Genomic DNA, 21,743 nt, shown 5'->3' with positions numbered 1-21,743 from the left:
ATGGTTTATGTTATCTTTTAAACTTGGCATCAATCATGTATGTATTGGCATAGGTATGAAAATTAAAATTAATTAAAATTTAATAATACGAGGTAGTTATTATGGGTATTTTTTCAAGGTTTACAGACATTATCAACTCAAACATTAACAGCATATTAGACAAGGCTGAAGATCCTGAGAAAATGGTGCGTCTAATCATCCAGGAAATGGAAGATACATTAGTCGAAGTTCGCTCTTCATCAGCGCGCACCTTAGCAGATAAAAAAGAATTAACCCGGCAGGTAGCTCGATTAGAAACTGATGGTCAAACCTGGCAACAAAAAGCAGAATTGGCATTAAGTAAGGGCAGAGAGGATTTAGCCAAAGCGGCATTAATTGAAAAAAACAAATGTGCAGAAGCGGCATTGTCATTAACCGAAGAGCTTAGCCACTTTGACGGTCACATTAGCAAATTACAAGACGAAATTGCGCAGCTGCAAGAAAAGCTGGCAGATGCCAAGGCCCGCCAAAAAGCGATTGTTATGCGCGGCAAAACCGCCAGTTCAAGATTAAAAGTGAAAACGAAACTCGATAGTGGCAAAGTAGACGATGCATTAAGCCGTTTTGATCGCTATGAACGTAAAATTGATGATTTAGAAGCGCAAGTAGATTCTTATGATCTAGGTAAAAAGTCTCTGGCCGATGAGATTGCCGAATTGGAAACTGATGATCAAATAGATAATGAGCTAGAAGCGTTAAAGTCGAAAATGGATGCGCAGGCGAAACAGCAAAAGCCGGCAAAATCTGCGGCGAAAAAAACTGAAACTAAAAAAACAAGCAAAGCCAAAAAATAATAATAGTTAACTAACAAAAGCTCGTTAATAAGGAGAGATTCTATGGACCCAGATATTTTAATGGCACCAATTATTATATTCATGGTTGTTGTTGCCCCTATTTGGTTAATTTTACATTACCGTTCGAAGCGTCAAATCAGCCAAGGTTTGAGTGCTGAAGAATATGCACAATTATCGGAGTTGTCAGAAACCGCAGATAAAATGGCGGATAGAATTAGCACATTAGAAGCCATCTTAGATGCGGAAACTCCAGACTGGAGATCTAAGGTATGAGTAAATCAAGAGGTGAGCTATTCCGTGACCCGGTAAAGGGTAAAATTGCTGGCGTTTGTGCCGGCCTGGCGGAATACTTTGGCTGGGAAGCGTGGTTAGTACGGATCTTGGTGGTATCTGGAGTATTGTTAGGGATGGGCTGGTTTGTCATCCTCTATATTGCCGGTTGGTTTATTCTTGATAAAAAGCCGAGTAAGTACTCTGCTAAAGATGTGGCCAAAAGTGTAAAAGAAAAATTGCATGAGGAAGAAGTGTTTGGCGAGTCGATTAAGGTAAAAGCAAAAATATGGCAAGCAGGTGAACCACCAAAGCAAGCTATCAGAGACATTAACCTGAAATTTAAATCGCTGGAGCATGAACTGAGAAACATGGAACGCTACGTGACCTCACCAGAGTTCACCGTTTCCAGAGAAATCAACAAACTATAAATAAAGGAGGCGCTGCCTCCTTTATTTATTTAAGCTTTTGTTTTACATTAGTTATTCACCCAGATGTTTCCTAATAGCAAAAAGAAAAGCGATTCAATAGCGTAAACTCTATGGCACTTATCAATAAAAAATCGTTGAAAGACCTTCAGCAACGAGTCACCAGTAGCGCCCAACAAATACTTAACCGTAGCTTAGATCAGCATGTCAATTTAGCGGTGACCGGTTTATCCCAAAGCGGTAAAACGGCATTTATCACTTCATTGGTAAATCAGCTAGTTAATGAAGGCAATGGCAAACCGTTAAGCTTTTTTAATGTGGTCCATGAAGGCCGGTTTATCGCCGCAAAACGGGTACCGCAAAACAATTTGCACATCAGTCGATTTGACTACGATGCGGCGATGAAAAACCTTGGTGAAGAAGAACCAATATGGCCAGAGCCAACTAAGACCATCAGTGAACTTCGTTTGGCTTTGCGCTATAGCCCAGATGATTCCTTACTCAAATATGCCACAGAAAGAGCGACGCTTTACCTTGATATTACCGATTATCCCGGGGAATGGTTGCTGGATTTGCCGATGCTAAATCAAACCTTTGAACAGTGGTCTGAATATATGGGGCAATTACTCAAAGCAGAACCAAGAGCTGAACTTGCCCAAGAATTTTTAACTAGGCTTGAGTCTATCGATCCGCTGGGACCTGCTAACGAGGAGTTACTGGCGGAAATTGCCAATGACTATACTGAGCTATTACATAGATTTCGCCATGAATTAGGCCTTTCCGTGATACAACCGGGACGCTTTGTTTTACCGGGTGAACATCAAGGTGCGCCAATCTTACAGTTTGTGCCTTATCCTTTTTTTGCCAATATTGAAAAAAATGAATATCAATCGGCGGGACAAAGCACGTTTATTGGCATGTTAAGGGCCCGGTATTTAGAGTATCGTGAACGAATTGTCAGAGAGTTTTATAAAAAACATTTTGTAAAATTTGATCGCCAAATTATCTTGGCTGACTGCTTAACACCTCTGAATAATGGTCCACATGCTTTTCAAGACTTACAGCAAGCCATCACCCTGATCATGGAAAGCTTTGCTTATGGAAAATCAAACATTATTTCTCGCTTATTTTCACCGAAAATAGATAAACTTTTGTTTGCTGCGACTAAGGCTGATCACATAACAGGAGAACAGCATAGCAATGTAACCTCGCTGCTGGAGCGAGTCATTTATAAGGCTAAAAAACAATTAAGTTTTGACGCGATAACAATGAAAACCTTGGCAATAGCATCGGTGAAAACGACTGAACAAGGAAAAAGTGAATACCAGGGAAAACCAATATCGGTGTTAAAAGGAAAGCGCTTAGATACGCAAAAAATGATCACCGTATATCCAGGGGCGGTACCGGATAAATTGCCGAATCAAGATTTTTGGTCAGAGCGAGGGTTTAACTATATTGCTTTTAAACCTATGGAACGAGTTGAGGAGCATCAGGCTTTACCGAATATTCGCCTCGATCAAGTGTTACAGTTTTTACTTGGAGACAAATTAAAATGAATCCGGAAAAAGAAAAATATCAGCAACAAATATTATTTAATGAAGGCCCTGATTTAAGCAAATTAGCAGACGATAGCGATAATCAGCCGGATAACCAGGTGATCTTGCCAGAGGCCGCATGGCAACCTATAGATGAAGTGTTTGATGATGCCGCTGTTGAAATTAAAGCAACAAAGCCACGATGGTTATGGCGCATTGCGGCCGCATCACTGTCTGTCGCTATTATTTATGAGTTAATCGATTTTGTCATTACCGGCTTTGCCACATCGCCTATTATTACCGGCATCTATTCGATATTTTTTGCCGCCATTGCTGGCATTAGTGGCTTGACATTGTTGCAAGAGTTTCGCGGTTTAAGGCAATTTAAACAACAGAGTAAAATGCAAAGCAAAGCGAAACAATTGTTGAATAATGAAATTGTGTTTGATGCTCAGGGCTTTTGCCAAAAAATTAGCAAAAACTTGCCTACCGACGATATTTTTGAACAAGAGGAATCATTTCAACAGCATATTTCATCGGAGCTCTCTGAACCAGAAATACTCAGCCTGTATTCTAAGCAAGTGCTCAGTAAAGTTGATGATAAAGCTCTGGCCCAGGTGGCCAAGTTTTCAACCGAAGCGGTGGTATTAGTCGCAGTTAGTCCGGTTGCCATCATAGATATGATGGTGTTGATGTGGCGAAACTTAAGAATGTTGGATAAAGTTGCTGGCCTATATGGCGTTCGGCTAGGATATTGGAGTCGAATTAGGCTGATTAAACAAGTATTTACTAATATGATCTATGCTGGCGCCAGTGAAATTATTGCCGATGTGGGTCTGGAAATGCTCGGTGTTGATACATTAGGTAGGTTGTCGACTAGAGCGGCACAAGGCTTAGGGGCAGGGATGTTAACGGCGCGCCTTGGTCTGAGAACCATTAGTTTATGCCGACCAGTACCTTTTGCCGAGAAACAACCGGGTATATCGCAAGTACGACAACAAGTCATAGGCCAGGTGAAAAGTTTATTATCGAGTAAAGGTTTTCCCCCTGCAGCGAGCAAAGAATAGTTAAATAACCTCAACTCAGGTTGAATAATGATAATACCAATATTAGTCAATTCAACAACGTAAAGCTGTTGTGTAAAAACGTTGTAAAGTATTTTATACGCTTGGCAATTCACCATCGTTAGTAAAAATTGTTCATCCTGAACCAGTTCTTATAGTCTTAAGTCCAACTAATAAACAGACATTTTACCTGCAGTGTTGTCTCGTCTTTTGCACTGCTTTAATTGACTGTTATACCAATTTGGTATCAGACCTGTACTAATAAAAAAAAACTTCAATATACAGGTACAAATATAAGGATCAAACTATATGGCTAAAACAACATCTTATGTTTCTAAAGATGCTGACCAGCAAGGTTTTATACCATGGACCGATGAAGAAAATTCAATGTGGCAAAAATTATATGCGCGTCAGTTAGCTTGCATTAACAATAAAGCGTGTGATGAGTTTGTCCAGGGGTTGGCCGATTTGAATTTGCCAGAAGATCGCATTCCACAATTAGAAGAAGTCAGTCAGGTACTAAGAAAGGCGACGGGCTGGCAATGTCATCAAGTGCCGGCATTAATCGGTTTTGGTGAATTTTTTAAACTGCTGTCTGAGAAAAAATTTCCCGTTGCTACTTTTATCCGTCGTGATGAACATTTTGATTATTTACAAGAGCCTGATATTTTCCATGAAATATTTGGCCATTGCCCATTATTGACGAACCCTGCGTTTGCAAATTTTACTCAAATGTATGGCGAATTAGGATTAACGGCAAGTAAAGAAGACCGAGTTTTTCTCGCGCGTCTATACTGGTTTACTGTTGAATTTGGCTTATTATCGACGGACAAGGGGTTGCGGATTTACGGTGGCGGTATTCTATCTTCACCAGGTGAAACCTTATACGCGATGCATGATGATAAAGTGAAACGAGAAATGTTGGATGTGGTGGAAGTGTTCAGAACCCCCTATCGCATCGATATAATGCAGCCAATATACTTTATGTTAAATACCATTAATGATTTAGAAAGTATTAGCAAACTTGATTTAATGGCCTTACTTGCCCAGGCAAAAGAGCTTGGCATGCATGCGCCACGATTTCCCAAAAAACAAATAGCAGAAGCAAGCTAAGGATAAAAATGACAAACTCATTAGCAAAACAAGAATGTATCGCGTGTAGCGGCGATGCTCCGAAAGTATCCGATGAAGAACTGGCACAACTTATTGGCCAAATTCCAGACTGGGTCCCGGAAGTACGCGATGGAGTAATGATGCTGGAACGTGTATATAAATTTAAAAATTTTAAATTAGCATTAGCATTTACCAATAAAGTGGCAGAGCTGGCGGAAGCTGAATTTCATCACCCGGCAATTTTAACCGAATGGGGCAAAGTAACGGTCACTTGGTGGACCCATGCGATTCGCGGCTTACACCAAAACGATTTCATCTGCGCGGCTAAAACCGATCAGTTATTAGACTAGCAGAAACGAAGTTTCTTTAAATAACTGAGAGGTTTCTGGCGTACTTTCTAGCCTCAAACCGATCAGTTATTAGACTAGCAGAAACGAAGTTTCTTTAAATAACTGAGAGGTTTCTGGCGTACTTGCTAGCCTCAAACCGATCAGTTATTAGATTAAAGAAACTCCGTTTCTTTAATTTTTTAACAAAGACGGTCAATATCTATTGGTATTGATCGTCTTTTTTGTTGTAAAATTAAGTTTACAATAATGATATTAAGTAGATAACCGTGCGATTAGAAATTACCTGTCAAGATCGAGTAGGAATTGCTCAGCAAGTTTTTGCGATATTTGTTGATCGTGAAATAAACATTAAAGGTATCGATGCGATGACCGAATCTGGACAAATATTTGTCCATATTCCTGATTTAGAATTCACTCAATTGCAAGATTTTATGCCGAAATTACGTTTGATTGAAGGCGTGATAGATGTAAAAACGACCACCTTTATGCCATCAGAGCGTGAACGCAAGGTGCTCGATACAATCGTACGAACGTTACCCGACCCGGTAATTTCTATCGATGCTAAGGCTTCGGTTTATGGTCTTAATGACGTTGCGCAACAAAAGATTGCCAGCGAGTTGGATGAAATTGTCGGCCAGCCAATCAGCCAATGGGTAAAAGGTTTTAATTTTACTCGTTATATGGAGTCCGACGAAGTTCTGCCACACACCCGCAAATTAAAATTATTAGATGAAGATTATGTTGCTGATATTTTGCCATTCACCGTACCGGGTGAAAATGACGATAAAGTCATTGCTGGCGCGATCTTAATGCTGAAATCAGAAGCTCGATTAGGGCAGCAAATCAATGCCTTTAATAACCCAAAAGATAATGACTTTTCTGACGTATTAGTCAATTCTACCGCGATGCGCAAAGTGGTTAGAGAAGCTCGCCGAATGGCACATTTAGATTCGTCAATTTTACTGATGGGTGAAACAGGCACGGGTAAAGAACTATTAGCTCGCTCTTGTCATAATGCCAGCGATCGCGGTGAGCAACCATTTGTGGTCTTAAATTGTGCGGCGCTTCCTGATGATGCCAGTGAAACCGAACTTTTCGGTAAAATAATCAATGCCGATGATATTAAAAAAGGCATTTTTGAAATTGCCGATGGTGGTACTATTTTCCTCGATGAAGTCGCAGAAATGTCAGATAAACTGCAAGCTAAATTAATACGGGTACTGGTAGATGGCAGTTTCAGACGGGTGGATGATGAAAATGAAATAAACGTCGACATTCGTTTTATTAGTGCCACCAGTAAAGACTTATTATCTTTGGTTGAAAAAGGCGAGTTTCGAGAAGATTTATATTACCGGTTGAATGTTTTAGGATTATCCATCCCACCACTGCGTGAACGTCGTCAGGACATTTTGCCATTAGCCGATATGTTTATGCGCAAAGCCGCACAACTCAATCACCGCTCTATGGTGAATTTTGATAACAGTTGTAGTGAATTTATCGAACATTATCCATGGCCCGGCAATGTTCGCCAACTCGAAAGTGTTATTTTAAGAGCAGTATCTTTAGTTGAAGGTGATATCATCTCAATTGCCCATCTGCAATTGCCTAATTATACCCGTGATCACGGCTATTTAGAGCAAGAATTCAAAGGCACGTTAGAAGAAGCGGTTAAAGGCTTTGAAGCCGACTTACTACGAAAATTATATCCGGCGTTTCCAAGTACCAGACAATTAGCGAATAAACTGGGCTTAAGTCATACCGCCATCGCCAACAAGCTCAGAGAATATAATATCAACAAAAAAACAGTGAAGATTTAATATTGTAACATTAAGGGATACTGCAACAATGATAAAATTATATGGTTACTGGCGCTCCTCTGCGGCATATCGAGTGCGCATAGCCTTAAACTTAAAGCAGATTGAACATGAATTGATCTCGGTGCATTTGGTAAAAGATGGTGGCCAACAGCACAGTAAAGATTATATTGAATTAAACCCGAATCATTTAGTACCAACTTTGGTTGACGGGGAGTTTAGCCTCAATCAATCGCTAGCCATTATCGATTACCTGGAAGATCTGGACAATTCAGTGGCTCTCTATCCACAGAACATAAAAGATAAAGCACTGGTAAAGGCATTCGCTTATGATTTGGCTATGGATATTCATCCTTTAAATAATCTCAGGGTTCTGCAGTATTTATCGAAGCAACTTAACGTAACCGATGATCAAAAAACGGCCTGGTATCACCATTGGATAGAACAAGGCTTTACTGCCATAGAAAAGCGCTTAGTCAGTAGCGCCGGAAAATATTGTTTTGGTAATCAGCTTACTATTGCCGATCTGTGTTTGATTCCACAAATTTACAATGCCCAGCGTTTTAACGTGAATATGCAAGCGTTCCCATTAATCAATAGCATCCATGAAAATTGTAACAAGCTTCACGCTTTCATCGAAGCCTTGCCAGAAAACCAAGACGATGCAAGTTAACAATTAACAATTAACATTTAACATTTAACATTTAACATGGTTTTGCTTGGAACTTAATCCAGTTTTGGCTATCTTTATAATGGTAAAACCTCTTTTTATTAGGAATGAACTTGTCTAAATCAACTACAAAAAATTCATTATCTTTGATTGTTTTTACTCTTATTTTTGTCGCCGTAGCGGCGGTGTTTATTTATTTGCTTGTTGCCGGGGATAATGAAGACGAAGTGATTGTTACTTCTGAACCTGCAATCGTTGTTGCTGAAAGAAAACCGGAAATTATTGAAGTTGAGTCGGTAGAAGAGCAACCGCAAGTGGTGGAAGCCGAAATTGAAACTGAAGCTGAAGCACTGCCGGAGCCGGTCGTCATTCTGCCTGAACTTAATAACAGTGATGCCTTCATTAATGAAAAAATAGTTAAGTTATCCTGGCGAAAGGAATTACTAAATTTATTGTTAACCGATGATATCGTACGCAGGGTTGTTGTTTTTACTGACAACTTTGCACGTGGTGACTTGGCCTATACTCATATGCCTTTACAGCCATTAGCGGGATCTTTTAAAGTATTAAAGATCAATAATATCGAACAGCCAGAACTGATAACCAATAACAATGAGTTATTTCGTTTTGATCAACAAAATTACAATCGTTATTTACAGTACATCGAACTACTGCACTCTTTTGAACCGAGCACTTTGGTTGAAGCCTTTTTTGCAACCAAACCCTTATTTGAACAAGCCTATGGCGAGCTTGGGTATCCGGATAAGGATTTTCAGCAGGTATTGCAACAAGCGCTAGATAGAGTTTTAGACTTGCAAGTGCCTGTCCAACAGCCATTATTGAACCAACCTAATGTGGTTTATAAATATTCAAATTTACAGTATGAAGAGCTATCCGACGCCGATAAATTATTACTTCGACTGGGAAAAGAAAACTTGCTACAAGTTAAAGCCATTGCCTTAGAAATTGATAATCAATTAAAGCAACAGCAACAGCAACAGCAACAGTGATACCAAGTTGATTAAATATCTGCTCATTTTTAAGAGTCAGCGCGGAGCGTAGAAAAGACTATGAGTCCTAATATTCCGGTATTACCGGTAAATATTCCTAAAACTGAGGGCGTATTTACTAAATGGCTAGGCGAAAAATTGCTGCGGTTATCGGGTTGGCAGATTAAAGGTAATTTCCCCAATGAGAAGAAGTTGATTTTGGCAGTAGCGCCACATACTTCAAATTGGGATTTTGTTATCGGTGTAATTGTCAAACTGGCGTTGGGGGTGAAATTAAACTTTCTCGGTAAAGACTCTATCTTTATCTGGCCATTTAAAATTTGGCTAAAAGCTCTGGGCGGGATAGCGATTGACCGTAAATCAGCGCATGGTGTGGTGGGGCAAATGGTGGAAAAATTCGCCAAACAAGAGCAACTTATCTTAGTTATTGCTCCTGAAGGTACACGCTCAAAAGTCATCGAATGGAAATCAGGCTTTTTGCACATAGCCAAACAAGGCAAGATACCAGTATTGCCAGTCCAGTTTGACTTTATCAATAAACAGGTGGTGTTTTACCAACCGAGATTAATCACCGCAGAGATCAGTGCTGAGTTGCGTCACTTTAAGCAAATTTTCAACAAGGATTGTGCAAAAAACCCTCAATATTTTTAACGCTTATAATTTTTAATCCATTTCTTAAAATAGCCCTTGCGCAGCGGTAAACAATTCGCCATAATGCGCCTCGCTATCGGCAAATTGTTGGTAGCCATTATGGTGCCTCTCTTGGTCCTCCCGCAATGATACTCTGTGAACTCGGCCAGGTCCGGAAGGAAGCAACCGCAGCAGACGACTCATGTGCCGGGATGTTGGCTAGGAGGGGGGCCACCCAACTTCAAATCACAGTCTCAACTCACAATATCACTCTGTTTTCGTCTACCTCCTCCTAGATAGCTAGAAGAATTATCTGTTTACCAATCGTCTGTTAACAACAATTAATTTTCGCTTCTCTTTGGGTAAATACCAAGTTGATTAAATATCTACTCATTTTTAATGGTTAAAGAATTGTATGGAACAATTCTTCTTTGCGAAGCAGTTCTAAGAACCGAAGGCATGGATGCCTGAGATAAAACAAATAACTACTGCTTTATAAAATTGATAAGTAGAATAACTACTTACTAAATTTTATGCATTGTATTTATCCGTTTTTCCTCATGAAAAAGTAGAGCATATACATAATCAAATTGGTATGATTTTGTCATTGATAATGCTACATTTCAGCATCTGTGTATTTTTATTACGATGAAAAAATTATGAGCTGGATGAACTTATTTAGGCGTAAAAAGCCAACCGTGAATACGGAAGCCAAACCGCAACAAAAAACAACGGCTTTAACGCCAAAAGTTAATTCTTTAGCCGTTGAAAATAAAGACCTAAGCAAAAACGAAATAACAGACAAAATACCCTCTGCAGCGGCTGTTGAACGTTTAAATGTTGCCAAACAGCGCCATCGTGAGGGCAACATCGCGCAAGCCGAAGCCGTCTATTTAGAGATATTAGAGCAAGAGCCTGAATACGCCGATGCGCATCATATGGTTGCTGTGGTTAATTTACAAAAAGGGCAGTTTGAGCAAGCGGAAAAAAGTTTCAGGCAAGCGATTGCGTTAGATCATAGCCAAACTGACTTTTATTCAAATTTAGGCAATGCACTCGCCGCGCAAAACCGTATTGATGAAGCTTATGAATGTTTTAAACAGGCGATAACATTAGATGCCAATAACTTTTCCGCATTAGGTAATGCCGCGACTGCTTTATTAACTCTAGATCGGAGCGATGAGGCCAAGCCACTGTGCTTGAAAATTTTAGCCGCTTTTCCAGATGATATTTCAGCTTTGCTGAATTTAGCTTCAGTACACCTAGCTCAACATGACACTCATTCAGCAATAGCGGTGATCCGTAAAGGCATAGTTATTGAACCCGACAATGTGGAATTAAAAATTCAACTGGCCAGTAATTTAGAGCTAATTAATCAGCTCGATGAAGCCAAGCTGGTAATCGAAGAAGTCGTAACATTGCAGCCAAAAATGCCGAGAGCGTCTTTGATCCGAGGAATTATTCTTAGACGGCAAAAAGAACTTGCCGGCGCCGAGCAAAGTTTAAAAACTGCGATTATGCAAGGGCTCTCACCGAAAGAACAAATAGAAGCATTCAATCAACTTGGCTTGGCTTTAGATGCCAGTGGTAAAAATGCAGAAGCGTTTAAGGCCTTTCAACAATCCAATAACATTATGGCCAAAGTATGCGCTAACGACGATATTGATGCCGATAAGTTTATGAACGATGTCAAAGCAATCAATAGCTATTTCAGCAATGATAAATTAGCGCAGCTATCTGCTAAACATGCTGCTACAGTTGATTTTAGCCCTGTTTTTTTTGTTGGCTTCCCTCGTTCTGGCACCACGTTAATGGAACAAATCTTAAAAGCGCATCCGCAATTGGTGACTACCGATGAACGCTCACCTTTGGCTATCATTATTAACGAAATACGAGCAATTGCAGGTGCCTATCCACAGGGCCTGGAAAATTTAACCGCTGAGGATATAACGCGTATGCGTCAGCACTATATCGATATTTGTCATCGATATTTTGACGATCTAAGCACCAAACGGGTAGTGGATAAATTGCCATTGAATATTGTCCATCTAGGGCTGGCAAAATTATTGTTTCCACAGGCCAGGATCATTGTTGCTTTGCGGGACCCGCGCGATGCATGCCTGAGTTGTTTCATGCAAAAATTCGATCTAAACAATGCTATGGCAAATTTTCTCGATATTGAGAAAACGGCAGCTGCCTATGAAGCCGTGATGAACTTGTGGTTGAGTTATCGTGACTATCTTCAGGGCTCCTGGTTTGAATATAAATATGAGGATCTGGTAGCTGACTTTGACGCAACCGTAACCACTGTACTTGAGTTTATCGGTGTGGATTGGCATGAAGACATAAACAGCTATCGACAAGGTGCTAAAAATAGAGCGATAACTACGCCAAGCTACCGTGATGTAACTGCACCAATAAACCGAAACGCATTAGCAAGATGGCAAGCCTATCAGCCAAACTTACAAGTGATCCTGCCGACATTAGCACCCTTTATAGAGGTGTTTGAATACGATAAGTAAGTGGCAAATCAAAGGGCTTAGGAAAGTCGTATTGGGGAATTAGCAAATTGAGGATCAGCGAGATTTTTCAGATAACTCGATTTGCTTTTCCAGATCACTGATGGCTCTGCGACATCTTCCCAGTCGTTGATGTAATGTCAGAACTTCTTGTTGCATCATGCTCGTGTCGTGCTTTTTCGTGTTTGCCAGTGCCGCTTCTTTGTCGTTAAGCATTATTTCTAATCGCCGTTCAAAGCCATGGTATTCTGCCAGTTTCTGATATAATTGGTGAGACGGGGCAAATGCTGTTTTCGCGGCCTTTTTATATTTTTTCAAACTCTTTTGCTGATTAAGCCGTTTACGTCGGTCAAGTCGGTATTCACTGTCATGATGAAGGTTGTCATTAGATTTTATCGCAGTAATTAATGCGGATATTTGCGCTTCCAATTCACTCAGTAACACATCACTAAACTCAGCATGATTTGAGTTCATCAGCTTTTGTAAATGTTCTAAGCGTTTTTGCGTGTACATTACATAAGCATAATAAGTCGAGCTGGCAATGGGGAAGAGCTTTTCATCAAACAAAGATTGGTCTTGCAAATAATAGTGTGACTTTCTCTGTTTGTTTTTTAGATCGGCAGCGTTAGCATCAGCCGCCAGCTGTACCAAAATGGATTTTAGTCGGTGTAATGGTTGTGCCATTAATTCTCTCTTTACAGCCATGCTAAGTAAGCAAGTTTTATTGCCATTAACATTACCACGATAATGAATATGGGTCTGATGAATTTATTGCCGTATTTGATTGCAGAATTAGCACCTATCCAGGAGCCAAGCAACATGAACAAGCCCATCGCTAAACCCAGCATAACATTCACTTGTCCCAAATAAGCGAAGATAACAAAAGAAACAAAGTTACTGATAAAATTCATACTTCGGGATAATCCAGAACTTACTAAAATATTCATTTTATATAATGCAAGCGAGGATACTACCCAGAATGTTCCCGTACCAGGTCCTGCGGCACCGTCATAAAAGCCAAGTAAAAAGCCTTGAATACTTTGCTTTATCTTTAAAACCAAAGATTGAGTGGGCAAGGCTGCGGATTCGTTAAATACCGTTTTGCAAAAGAACGTATATAAAGCACAACATAAAATCACCACCGGTAATACTTTATTTAACATATCGGCACTGATCAGGTTAACGATTATTGTGCCAACAGTTGCACCTATGGCCGTTGCGATTGCAGCAAACGACCAAAACAAGGGATTAAACAGTTTCTTTTTATAAAAGGTAAGGGAAGCCGTTAAAGAGCCGAAACAAGCCGCCAGCTTATTTGTGCCCAGGGCAAGGTGCGGCGGTAAGCCTGATGTTAGCAAAACTGGCACTGTGAGCAGGCCACCGCCACCAGCAATGGCATCAATAAAACCCGCAAGAAATGCGACTAATGACAAGGTAAGTAAAAGATAGGGGTCTGAAAAAAGCTCTAACATGCAGAATTTGGTAACTCAAAAGTGGTTGAAGAGATTTGATAATTGCCGATAGAGTGAAGGAATAACGCTCAAATAGCCAGTGTTTTTATTAAAAACTGTGTGTTTGCAATTTGAATTGCAAAATAATTAAATTGAATAAATGAAAAGTAATTAATTTGTACAGAAAAGTATCCAAAACACAGCTGTTAAAATTCAACTTTACATGTAACTCATTGTTATTTGGTTATTTTGCTTTGTTGTGTGTGTTCGATTAGTAACCGATTTAATCTCTTTGGATATTTATGTTGTGCATAAAAAGCTAAAAAAACGCATTAAGTATGCAATATCTTCTGTTCAAAATGTTAATAGAGTGTGTCTAAATGTTAGGAATTTTGAATTTATGTAACTTATGTTGTTGACCTGTTAAAGAAAATCGTTTTATTATCTCTGTCGACAGATCAGGTCTAATCACCTAATTAATAAGAAAGTAAATAACAAAGCAACATAGCTTTGATTTTCAAACAATAGAATCACGTATAGTGGTCCAGGGAGTAAACATGTATAGCAATAATAAACTTGCTAAAGCAGTTCGTCTTGCATTAGTTTTTGGTGCAAGTGCTACAGCTGGTATTTCTGCAAACGCATTCGCGGCAGAAGAAGCAACAGCTGAAGAAGAAGTCGAACGTATTGAAGTAACCGGTTCACGCATCAAGCGTACTGACCTTGAAGGTGCATCACCTGTTACAGTAATGACAGCTGATGATATGAAAATTGAAGGTAACTTCAGCGTAGCCGATGCGTTACGTGGTTCATCGTTCAACTCTTTCGGTTCGTTCTCAGAACGTTCAGGTAGTTCAGCGCAATCACAAGCAACAATTAACTTACGCGGTGCTGGTTCAAACCGTACTTTAGTATTGTTAGACGGTAAGCGTTTACCAGGTTCTCCAACGCTTGGTGGTCAATCTGCTAACCTTAACGCCATCCCAATGGCGGCAGTTGAGCGCATCGAAATCTTAACCGATGGTGCTTCTTCAACTTACGGTTCAGATGCCATTGCTGGTGTTGTTAACATCATCTTGAAAAAGAACTTCGAAGGTTTAGAGTTTAACATTGGTTCAGGTCATCGTGACCAGGACGAAGGTCAAACTTCAAAAGAATTCTCTGTAATCGGTGGTTACTCTACTGATAAAGGTAACATCACTTTCTCATTCGATCATCAGTCACGTAAAGGCATCTCAGATGGTGCTCGTGATTACACCAAAGCAGTAATGCGTGGTGATGATCCACAAGCATACGTTGATACCGGCGGTTGGTCTATCTACGGTGCAAACGTTGCAGCTCCTGATTTCTCACAAGCACAAGCATCAACTAGTTGTGATGATAAAGTTGCTCAGTACGGTGAAGATACTTTCCGTAAAGTTAAGGCCGATTTAGATTGGTCACCAGGTTCAACTTACTGTATGTTCGCTTACGCTAACGTTTCTTACAACACTGCATCAGTAGATCGTAACACCGTTTTCGTTGACGCTAACTATGAAGTTGCCGATGGCGTTGAATGGTTTGGTCGTGCAATGTTCGTGCAAAACAACTCTTTCGGTCGTTATGCACCACCAGCGGCTCCTTGGCGTAACATGGGTTATGACAACCCAGAAAACCCTTACGGAATCTCTGATGATGGTTTAGGTTTTGCTAACCCTAACACTACTGATGGTTTAGCCTGGTCTCCAATGTTCACTGATGCTAACGGCGATTACCAATACTACGACTATGACGAAAATGGCGATCCTACTTACCAAGATAATGATGGCGATGGTGAGTTCGGTGAAGGCGATGTTTATAATAACGGTGTATGGCTTGAAGATATGGCTTACGCTACGACTACAGGTTACTACCGTTGGGTAGATATCGGTACTCGTGATGGTAACATCTCTGATTACAACCAAGATTACTTAACCGGTCTTCGTGGTGAGTTAGATTGGAACAATGCTACGTGGGAAGTTTACTACCACAGAAACGTTGCCGATAACAAATCAGTTGGTGAGTACTACTTAGCATACGGTGGTTTAGCATACAACATCGCTAACGATATCGACTTAAACGAAGGTGTTGCTAATATGAAAGCAACCACTTTACAAAACTCTCAATCAACGTTTGACCAATACAACGGTGGCATTGGTTTTGACATGTTCGAACTACCTGGCGGTGACGTAGCTCATTTCTTCGGTGCTGAGTACATGGAAGTATCATTTGCTGATACTTACGACGGTCAATCAGAAGCTGGTTTAGTCGGTGGCTCTGCCGGTAACTCTTCATCAGGTGCTCGTGATATTACTGCATTCTTCTACGAAGCAGCATTGCCTGTAACTGACACGGTAGAAGTGAACTTAGCGGTTCGTTACGATGATTACTCTGATTTCGGCGATAACACTGCGCCTAAAGCCTCTGTTCGTTGGGAAATTCTTGACGGTTTAGTATTCCGTGCATCATATTCAGAAGCATTCCGTGCTCCTGGTCTAGATGAGCTAAATGCTGCAACTACGTTCTCTGCAGAGTCAGCTATCGATTACCGAGGTTGTGAATCTGCGGGTATTGACCGTGCAGATTGTACATCACAACAGCACGATACCTACTACAAGTCTAACCCAGACTTAGGTCCAGAAACGTCTGAGTACACTAACATTGGTGTTGCTTGGGACATTACAGATGACGTTAGCTTGAAAGTGGATTACTTCCAATTATCAATTGAAGACGTGATCTCAACCAAGTCAGTGCAATCATTATTAACTGATGAAGACCAAGGTGAAATTTCAGCTAAAGCACCTGGTGCTGACGTTTCTGGTGATACTTTCTACCTAATTCGTACTCAAGACGGCAAACTTCTTGAAGCCGGTACTGGTTACTTCAACGGTGGCCAATTAGACATCGAAGGTGTTGACGTAACGTTTAACTCTAGTCTAGAAACTAGTTTCGGTGATTTCCGTTTCAACATGATCAATTCATTCGTAATGGATTGGGGTGATGAGTTTGATTACTCAGGAACTGCTGGTGCTCCAGATCACAAAGCCAACGCTACTCTTGGTTGGACTATGGGTGACCACAGCTTAGCATGGACTTCACAGTACACTGCTGATACTTCAGAAACTGATTCTGTTATCGATGACAAGCTTGTTGAAGAAGGTAAGTTAGATAGTTGGTTAATCCATCACTTCACTTACACTTACGATGCTGGTAACTACGGCGCATTAACTCTACAAGTGAACAACCTAACTGATGAAGATCCAGTATTATCATCTGTTGGTACTTGGGATGATGCTAACCTGTACAACAACTACGGTCGTGACTACCGTGTAAGCTACAACATCAAGTTCTAAGAACTTATGTAGCTAATACATAGTAGATTGAAAAAGGTCGCTTTTAGCGGCCTTTTTTATTGAAAGATGTTTCACAATCATTACATAATGCTATGAGCTATGAGCTATGAGCTATGAGCTATGAGCTAGGAACTAGGAACTAGGAACTAGGAGCTATATATCTGAAACCTGCAGCACTTTTTTAAAGGAAACAAGCAATGAGTAATTATTGGAGCCAATACTGGCGCCAGGGCCACTTAACCTCATTTGGGGACGATATTAAAGATAACTATGTGGGTACCCTTAAAAACGTGTGGAGTGAGGTATTTTCTGCGCTTAATAAGGATGACAGGGTAATTGATATCGCCACAGGGAATGGTGCGTTAGTAGGGCTTATTTATGACGCCGTACGTCAAGACAACCTTCCTTATATCGATGCAATCGATTTAGCAAAAATACAAATAAAAGAACCATTGCTAAATAAATCTGAGCAAACTCATTTTGCCGGTGGCATTAATTGTGAGCAATTACCCTTTACCGATAATTCTGCCAACTTAATCATTTCGCAGTTTGGTATTGAATATTCAAATTTAAAAAAATCTTTAGCTGAAGTTGCTCGTGTTCTTGCCGAAACTGGTCAAGCGCAATTTATTTGTCATCATCATGACTCAATCATCGTTAAGCCTAATCTTGCCATCTTAATGATGTCACTTGAATTACAGAGTAAATCTGGCGGAATGTCTATCGTTAAACGTTTATTGGCAGAACTCGATAAAACCGGTAAGGGCAGTCCAAAGTCGGAAAACTGGCGAAATAAGTTAAATAAATACATGGAGAAGCTATTAAAAACGGATAAAAATAGCTTTATGGCGACAAATTTTCACCTGTTTGTAAAGGCTGTACTACAAAATCAGGCAAAACAAAGTGAAATAATTAATGGTTTTGAGCAAGAGTTAAAAGGTTCCATCGCCCGGTTAACGGATCTGGCCAATGCCGCCATTAGTAAGGTGGAACAAAGTAAAGTCAGCAGCTTATGTAAACAAAATCACTTAACAATCGTTGACTTTTCAGCCGTTGTTGATGATCAAAACAACATTTTGGCCTGGAAAATACTGCTGACAAAGGCTTAAAGGCAATATTATGCAGTAAATTTCTCTTTGTAAATGGCTAAATGGCGGAAGCCGATTATAATTTAAGTAGTAAGTATTAACTGTACAATTACAGCTACAACTTTAAAAAAAATGAGCTTGATTAACTAATTTCAGTTAGTCAAAATCTGTGCTGAATGCATTTTCTTATATGTATTTGGTAAAAAGCGGTTAAAAAACAAACTCTAATGGTTGTTTTTTAACTGTTTCTATTCAAAAAAAGCAAAAAGTTTGACATTAGCGTGTAGCTATTGTCTTATATAGAGCTGCTTTATTATAAAAGCAGCTTAGAAATAACGATTTGGTTAACTTTACAGGTTTAACTTGTAATTCAAGGTTAACAAAATTGTGTCTCTAGAAAATAACAACTCAAAATACTGAGCATAAATTAATTACAACTGTAACCGTTTGTGTTTGGGTCCTTAAATACCCTTTAATGGATTTTTTGGGAAAAGTTAATTAGCAATTGGTTGGGAACTATGTCCAAAATAAGCAAGAAAAGCCTTATCGCATCGTCGATTATTGGCGCACTGGCTTTAGCCGGCAGCAACATCGCTGCAGCTAAAGACCTTAAGGAACTCCATAAGAGTGAAGCTTCTATTATGAAAGCTTCTACCAAATCTCAAGAAAAAATCAATAACATTTACGAGCAGTCTCAAGAGCTTTTAGCTGAGTATCGTACAGTGGTTGACGAAACTGAGAACTTGAAAGTATATAACGATCACGTTCAACGTTTAGTGAATGACCAGCAAAAAGGTATTGATTCTTTAATTCGTCAAATCGGCACTATCGAGGAAACGAAAAAAGGCGTTGTACCGTTAATGTACAAAATGATTGACTCATTAGAGCAATTCATTACTGCGGATATTCCGGTAAACCTGGCTGATCGTACCGTACGCCTAGAGCGCCTTAAAGATGTAATGTCTCGTCAAGGTATCTCTGTAGCTGAGCAATTTCGTTTAGTACTGGAAGCCTACGAAATTGAAACCGATTACGGTTCAATGTTCTCAGCCTACCAAGGTGATCTGGAGTTTGAAGGACAAAATATCACAGTAGATTTCGTCCACATGGGGCGTACTGCGCTTGTCGCTCAATCTCTTGATTTAAGAAATGCTTGGATTTGGGAACACAGTTCTCGCAGCTGGAAAGCTTTAGGTGATGAGTACTTAAGCCCAATCACTAAAGCAATTCGTATGGCGCGTAAACAAACTGCTCCTGATCTTATCAAACTACCAGTATATGCAGCGGGGGCTGGTGAATAATGAATAAATTTATTAAAAGTGTAGCGATTGCTGCCACTCTAACGTTAACTGCCGGTATTTCTTCAAATGCAGCAGCGAACCAATTAGACGACTTATTAAAGCAAGTTAAAGCTGACCGCGTATCGGTTGCTAAACTTGATAAACAACGCGAGCAAGAGTTTTTATCAGCACGAGCTGACAAACAAGCTCTTCTTAGTAAAGCACAAGCAGACTTAACAGCAGAGAATGCTCGTAACAAGCGTTTAACTAAGCAATTTGCTGACAACGAAACGATGCTAACCACTAAAGAAGCCGAGCTTGAAGCTGCAAAAGGTGACTTAGGTGAAATGTTTGGTGTTGTTCGTCGTGCATCAGGTAATGCCTATGGCCGTATTGCAACTTCAATCGTAAGTTCACAATACCCTGGTCGTGAAGCCGTTCTTGATAAACTGGCAAACGCGAAAGAAATCCCAGTTTTATCTGAACTTGAAGAACTTTGGTTTGCGATGCAAACTGAAATGACTGAATCAGGAAAAATTGTTTCTTTCGAATCTGAAGTTACCCAACTTGACGGCTCTAAAGGTTCAGCGCAAGTGACTCGTGTTGGTTCATTTAACCTTATTTCAGAACAAGGTTACTTAAACTACAACGACTCTGCCGGTCAAATTCAACCGCTAGGTAAACAGCCTGACAGTGCAATTTTAGGTGAAGTATCACCTTTCTTAGCTAACTCTTCTGGTTACTCGCCGTTATACCTTGACCCGTCAAAAGGCCAAATTCTTAACCTGGAAACACAAAAAGCAACGTATGAAGAGCGTTACCATCAAGGTGGTACAGTGGGTTACGTAATCACAGCTGTTCTTGCCTTTGGTTTCTTAATTGCTCTTGAACGTATGATTTTCTTAGGTGCCGTAGGCGCGAAAATCAAATCACAACTTAAAAATACTTCACAACCTAATGAAAACAACCCTCTGGGTCGTATGTTAAAAGTATACTATGACAACAAAGGCATCGATGCTGAGTCATTAGAGCTTAAATTAGATGAAGCTATTTTACGTGAAACGCCGAAAATTGAACGTGGTATTAACATCATCAAGATTTTAGCCGCTATTGCTCCGCTATTAGGTCTATTAGGTACAGTTGTAGGTATGATTGGTACATTCCAATCAATCACTCTATACGGTACTGGTGATCCTAAAATCATGGCTGGCGATATCTCGATGGCGCTTGTAACTACAGCTCAAGGTCTAATCGCTGCTTTACCGCTAATCCTGGTTCACTCTATTGTGGCAGGTCGTGGTAAATCAATCTTCCACATTCTTGACGAGCAAAGCGCCGGTATCGTTGCTTCTATCGCCGAGAAGGAGAAACAGTAATGATTTTCCTGATAGAGCTTTGGGAATCTGTCAGGGAATTTATTGCCACTGGCGGCAGCGTATTATACTTCGTCGCCTTGGCACTCTTCTTAATGTGGATACTAATGATCGAGAAGTTTTGGTTCTTATCAGCAGTTTACCCAAAATTGAAGCGAGATATTATCGCTAAATGGGACGCTCGAACCGACACGACATCTTGGTATGCTCACAGAATTAGAGATACATGGATTTCTGAAGCGACAGAGATATTAGACGCGCGCATGTTAACCATAAAAACATTGGTGGCTATGTGTCCTCTTATCGGCCTGCTAGGTACTGTAACCGGTATGATTGCAGTATTCGAAATTATGGCAGTACAAGGTACTGGTAACCCTCGCCTGATGGCTGCGGGTATCTCGATGGCAACAATTCCTACAATGGCAGGTATGGTTGCAGCACTATCTGGAGTGTTTTTTAGCTCTAGATTGGACGCAAAAGTTAAAATGGCGAAGGCTAAGCTGATTGATAGCTTACCTCATCACTAGAGAGATTTTCTAATGGCTCGTAAAATAAAACGTGAAGACGAAGAAGCTGCAATTGATATGACACCGATGCTAGATATCGTGTTTATCATGCTTATCTTCTTCATCGTTACCACTTCATTCGTAAAAGAAGCTGGTATTGATGTGCAAAAGCCGAAAGCGGCTAATGCAAGTAAAAAACCTTCAGCGAACATCTTTATTGCTGTTCGTGAGAACGGTGAAATATGGATGGACAAGCGTGTAGTTGATGTTGAACGTGTTTCAGCAAACATCGAAAAACTACTAGCAGAACAACCAACTGATATTGTAATCATTCAAGCTGACAAAGGCGCCAAACACGGTGTCGTTGTGAAAGTAATGGATGCTATCAAGGATGCAGGGATCGATAAGATTTCTATTGCTGCAGCCTCAGGGGGTTAA

20 protein-coding genes and 1 other RNA gene are annotated in these 21,743 nt (G+C 40.2%); 19 read left to right on the top strand and 2 right to left on the bottom strand.

What is annotated here, in order from left to right:
- Positions 1-101 precede the first annotated feature (101 nt).
- From pspA to ND16A_RS17545, 13 genes are all read left to right on the top strand, one after another.
- Positions 102-833 (top strand): phage shock protein PspA, encoded by a 732-nt coding sequence (pspA, locus tag ND16A_RS17490; RefSeq protein WP_081945417.1) that lies wholly within the window; start codon positions 102-104, stop codon positions 831-833.
- A 42-nt stretch (positions 834-875) separates the two neighbouring features.
- Complete coding sequence (gene pspB, locus ND16A_RS17495) at positions 876-1,106, top strand: envelope stress response membrane protein PspB (protein ID WP_033075920.1); 231 nt, start codon at positions 876-878, stop codon at positions 1,104-1,106.
- On the top strand, positions 1,103-1,534 hold the full coding sequence (pspC, locus tag ND16A_RS17500) for an envelope stress response membrane protein PspC (protein ID WP_033075919.1): 432 nt from the start codon (positions 1,103-1,105) through the stop codon (positions 1,532-1,534). The genes pspB and pspC overlap by 4 nt, the downstream gene beginning before the upstream one ends.
- A gap of 110 nt (positions 1,535-1,644) precedes the next feature.
- On the top strand, positions 1,645-3,087 hold the full coding sequence (locus tag ND16A_RS17505) for a YcjX family protein (RefSeq protein ID WP_152593771.1): 1,443 nt from the start codon (positions 1,645-1,647) through the stop codon (positions 3,085-3,087).
- Complete coding sequence (locus ND16A_RS17510) at positions 3,084-4,133, top strand: YcjF family protein (protein ID WP_033075918.1); 1,050 nt, start codon at positions 3,084-3,086, stop codon at positions 4,131-4,133. The genes ND16A_RS17505 and ND16A_RS17510 overlap by 4 nt, the downstream gene beginning before the upstream one ends.
- A gap of 306 nt (positions 4,134-4,439) precedes the next feature.
- Complete coding sequence (gene phhA, locus ND16A_RS17515; RefSeq protein WP_033075917.1) at positions 4,440-5,243, top strand: phenylalanine 4-monooxygenase; 804 nt, start codon at positions 4,440-4,442, stop codon at positions 5,241-5,243.
- A gap of 8 nt (positions 5,244-5,251) precedes the next feature.
- On the top strand, positions 5,252-5,593 hold the full coding sequence (locus ND16A_RS17520) for a 4a-hydroxytetrahydrobiopterin dehydratase (RefSeq protein WP_033075916.1): 342 nt from the start codon (positions 5,252-5,254) through the stop codon (positions 5,591-5,593).
- 266 nt (positions 5,594-5,859) lie between these two features.
- Positions 5,860-7,410, top strand: coding sequence for a transcriptional regulator TyrR (gene tyrR / locus ND16A_RS17525; RefSeq protein ID WP_033075915.1), 1,551 nt, complete (start codon positions 5,860-5,862; stop codon positions 7,408-7,410).
- A 28-nt stretch (positions 7,411-7,438) separates the two neighbouring features.
- On the top strand, positions 7,439-8,080 hold the full coding sequence (gene maiA / locus ND16A_RS17530; protein WP_033075914.1) for a maleylacetoacetate isomerase: 642 nt from the start codon (positions 7,439-7,441) through the stop codon (positions 8,078-8,080).
- Between the two features lie 110 nt (positions 8,081-8,190).
- The gene (locus ND16A_RS17535) at positions 8,191-9,087 is read left to right on the top strand and encodes a DUF3014 domain-containing protein (protein WP_033075913.1); all 897 of its coding nucleotides are present in this window, start codon (positions 8,191-8,193) and stop codon (positions 9,085-9,087) included.
- Positions 9,088-9,147: 60 nt separating this feature from the next.
- Entirely contained in the window at positions 9,148-9,738 is a 591-nt protein-coding gene (locus ND16A_RS17540) for a 1-acyl-sn-glycerol-3-phosphate acyltransferase (protein ID WP_033075912.1), read from the top strand.
- Between the two features lie 109 nt (positions 9,739-9,847).
- Positions 9,848-9,945: signal recognition particle sRNA small type (gene ffs, locus ND16A_RS20505), an RNA gene on the top strand.
- Between the two features lie 431 nt (positions 9,946-10,376).
- A complete protein-coding gene (locus tag ND16A_RS17545; protein ID WP_152593770.1) occupies positions 10,377-12,239 on the top strand; it encodes a tetratricopeptide repeat-containing sulfotransferase family protein in 1,863 nt (620 codons plus the stop codon).
- Between the two features lie 54 nt (positions 12,240-12,293).
- Here ND16A_RS17545 and priC read toward each other — a convergent pair whose 3' ends face one another.
- Entirely contained in the window at positions 12,294-12,920 is a 627-nt protein-coding gene (priC, locus tag ND16A_RS20060) for a primosomal replication protein PriC (RefSeq protein ID WP_052072788.1), read from the bottom strand.
- Between the two features lie 11 nt (positions 12,921-12,931).
- Positions 12,932-13,708 (bottom strand): TSUP family transporter, encoded by a 777-nt coding sequence (locus ND16A_RS17550; RefSeq protein ID WP_033075910.1) that lies wholly within the window; start codon positions 13,706-13,708, stop codon positions 12,932-12,934.
- Between the two features lie 536 nt (positions 13,709-14,244).
- On the opposite strand from ND16A_RS17550, the gene ND16A_RS21200 reads away from it, so the two are divergent.
- The 6 genes from ND16A_RS21200 to ND16A_RS17575 all read left to right on the top strand — a co-directional run bounded on the left by ND16A_RS21200 (position 14,245) and on the right by ND16A_RS17575 (position 21,743).
- Positions 14,245-17,058 (top strand): TonB-dependent receptor domain-containing protein, encoded by a 2,814-nt coding sequence (locus ND16A_RS21200; protein ID WP_033075909.1) that lies wholly within the window; start codon positions 14,245-14,247, stop codon positions 17,056-17,058.
- A gap of 197 nt (positions 17,059-17,255) precedes the next feature.
- A complete protein-coding gene (locus ND16A_RS20055) occupies positions 17,256-18,167 on the top strand; it encodes a class I SAM-dependent methyltransferase (protein ID WP_052072787.1) in 912 nt (303 codons plus the stop codon).
- Between the two features lie 506 nt (positions 18,168-18,673).
- On the top strand, positions 18,674-19,447 hold the full coding sequence (locus ND16A_RS17560; RefSeq protein ID WP_200880793.1) for a DUF3450 domain-containing protein: 774 nt from the start codon (positions 18,674-18,676) through the stop codon (positions 19,445-19,447).
- Complete coding sequence (locus ND16A_RS17565; protein ID WP_033075907.1) at positions 19,447-20,802, top strand: MotA/TolQ/ExbB proton channel family protein; 1,356 nt, start codon at positions 19,447-19,449, stop codon at positions 20,800-20,802. The genes ND16A_RS17560 and ND16A_RS17565 overlap by 1 nt, the downstream gene beginning before the upstream one ends.
- Positions 20,802-21,326 carry a MotA/TolQ/ExbB proton channel family protein gene (locus tag ND16A_RS17570; protein WP_033075906.1) on the top strand — a complete coding sequence of 175 codons (525 nt, stop codon included), beginning with the start codon at positions 20,802-20,804 and terminating at the stop codon, positions 21,324-21,326. Before ND16A_RS17565 ends, ND16A_RS17570 begins: the two co-directional genes overlap by 1 nt.
- A gap of 12 nt (positions 21,327-21,338) precedes the next feature.
- Positions 21,339-21,743 (top strand): ExbD/TolR family protein, encoded by a 405-nt coding sequence (locus tag ND16A_RS17575; protein ID WP_033075905.1) that lies wholly within the window; start codon positions 21,339-21,341, stop codon positions 21,741-21,743.

The sequence above is a fragment of the Thalassotalea sp. ND16A genome, from assembly GCF_000764205.1.
In the GTDB taxonomy this organism is placed as follows: Bacteria; Pseudomonadota; Gammaproteobacteria; order Enterobacterales; family Alteromonadaceae; genus Thalassotalea_A.
This window is presented reverse-complemented; position numbering and strand designations above follow the sequence as displayed.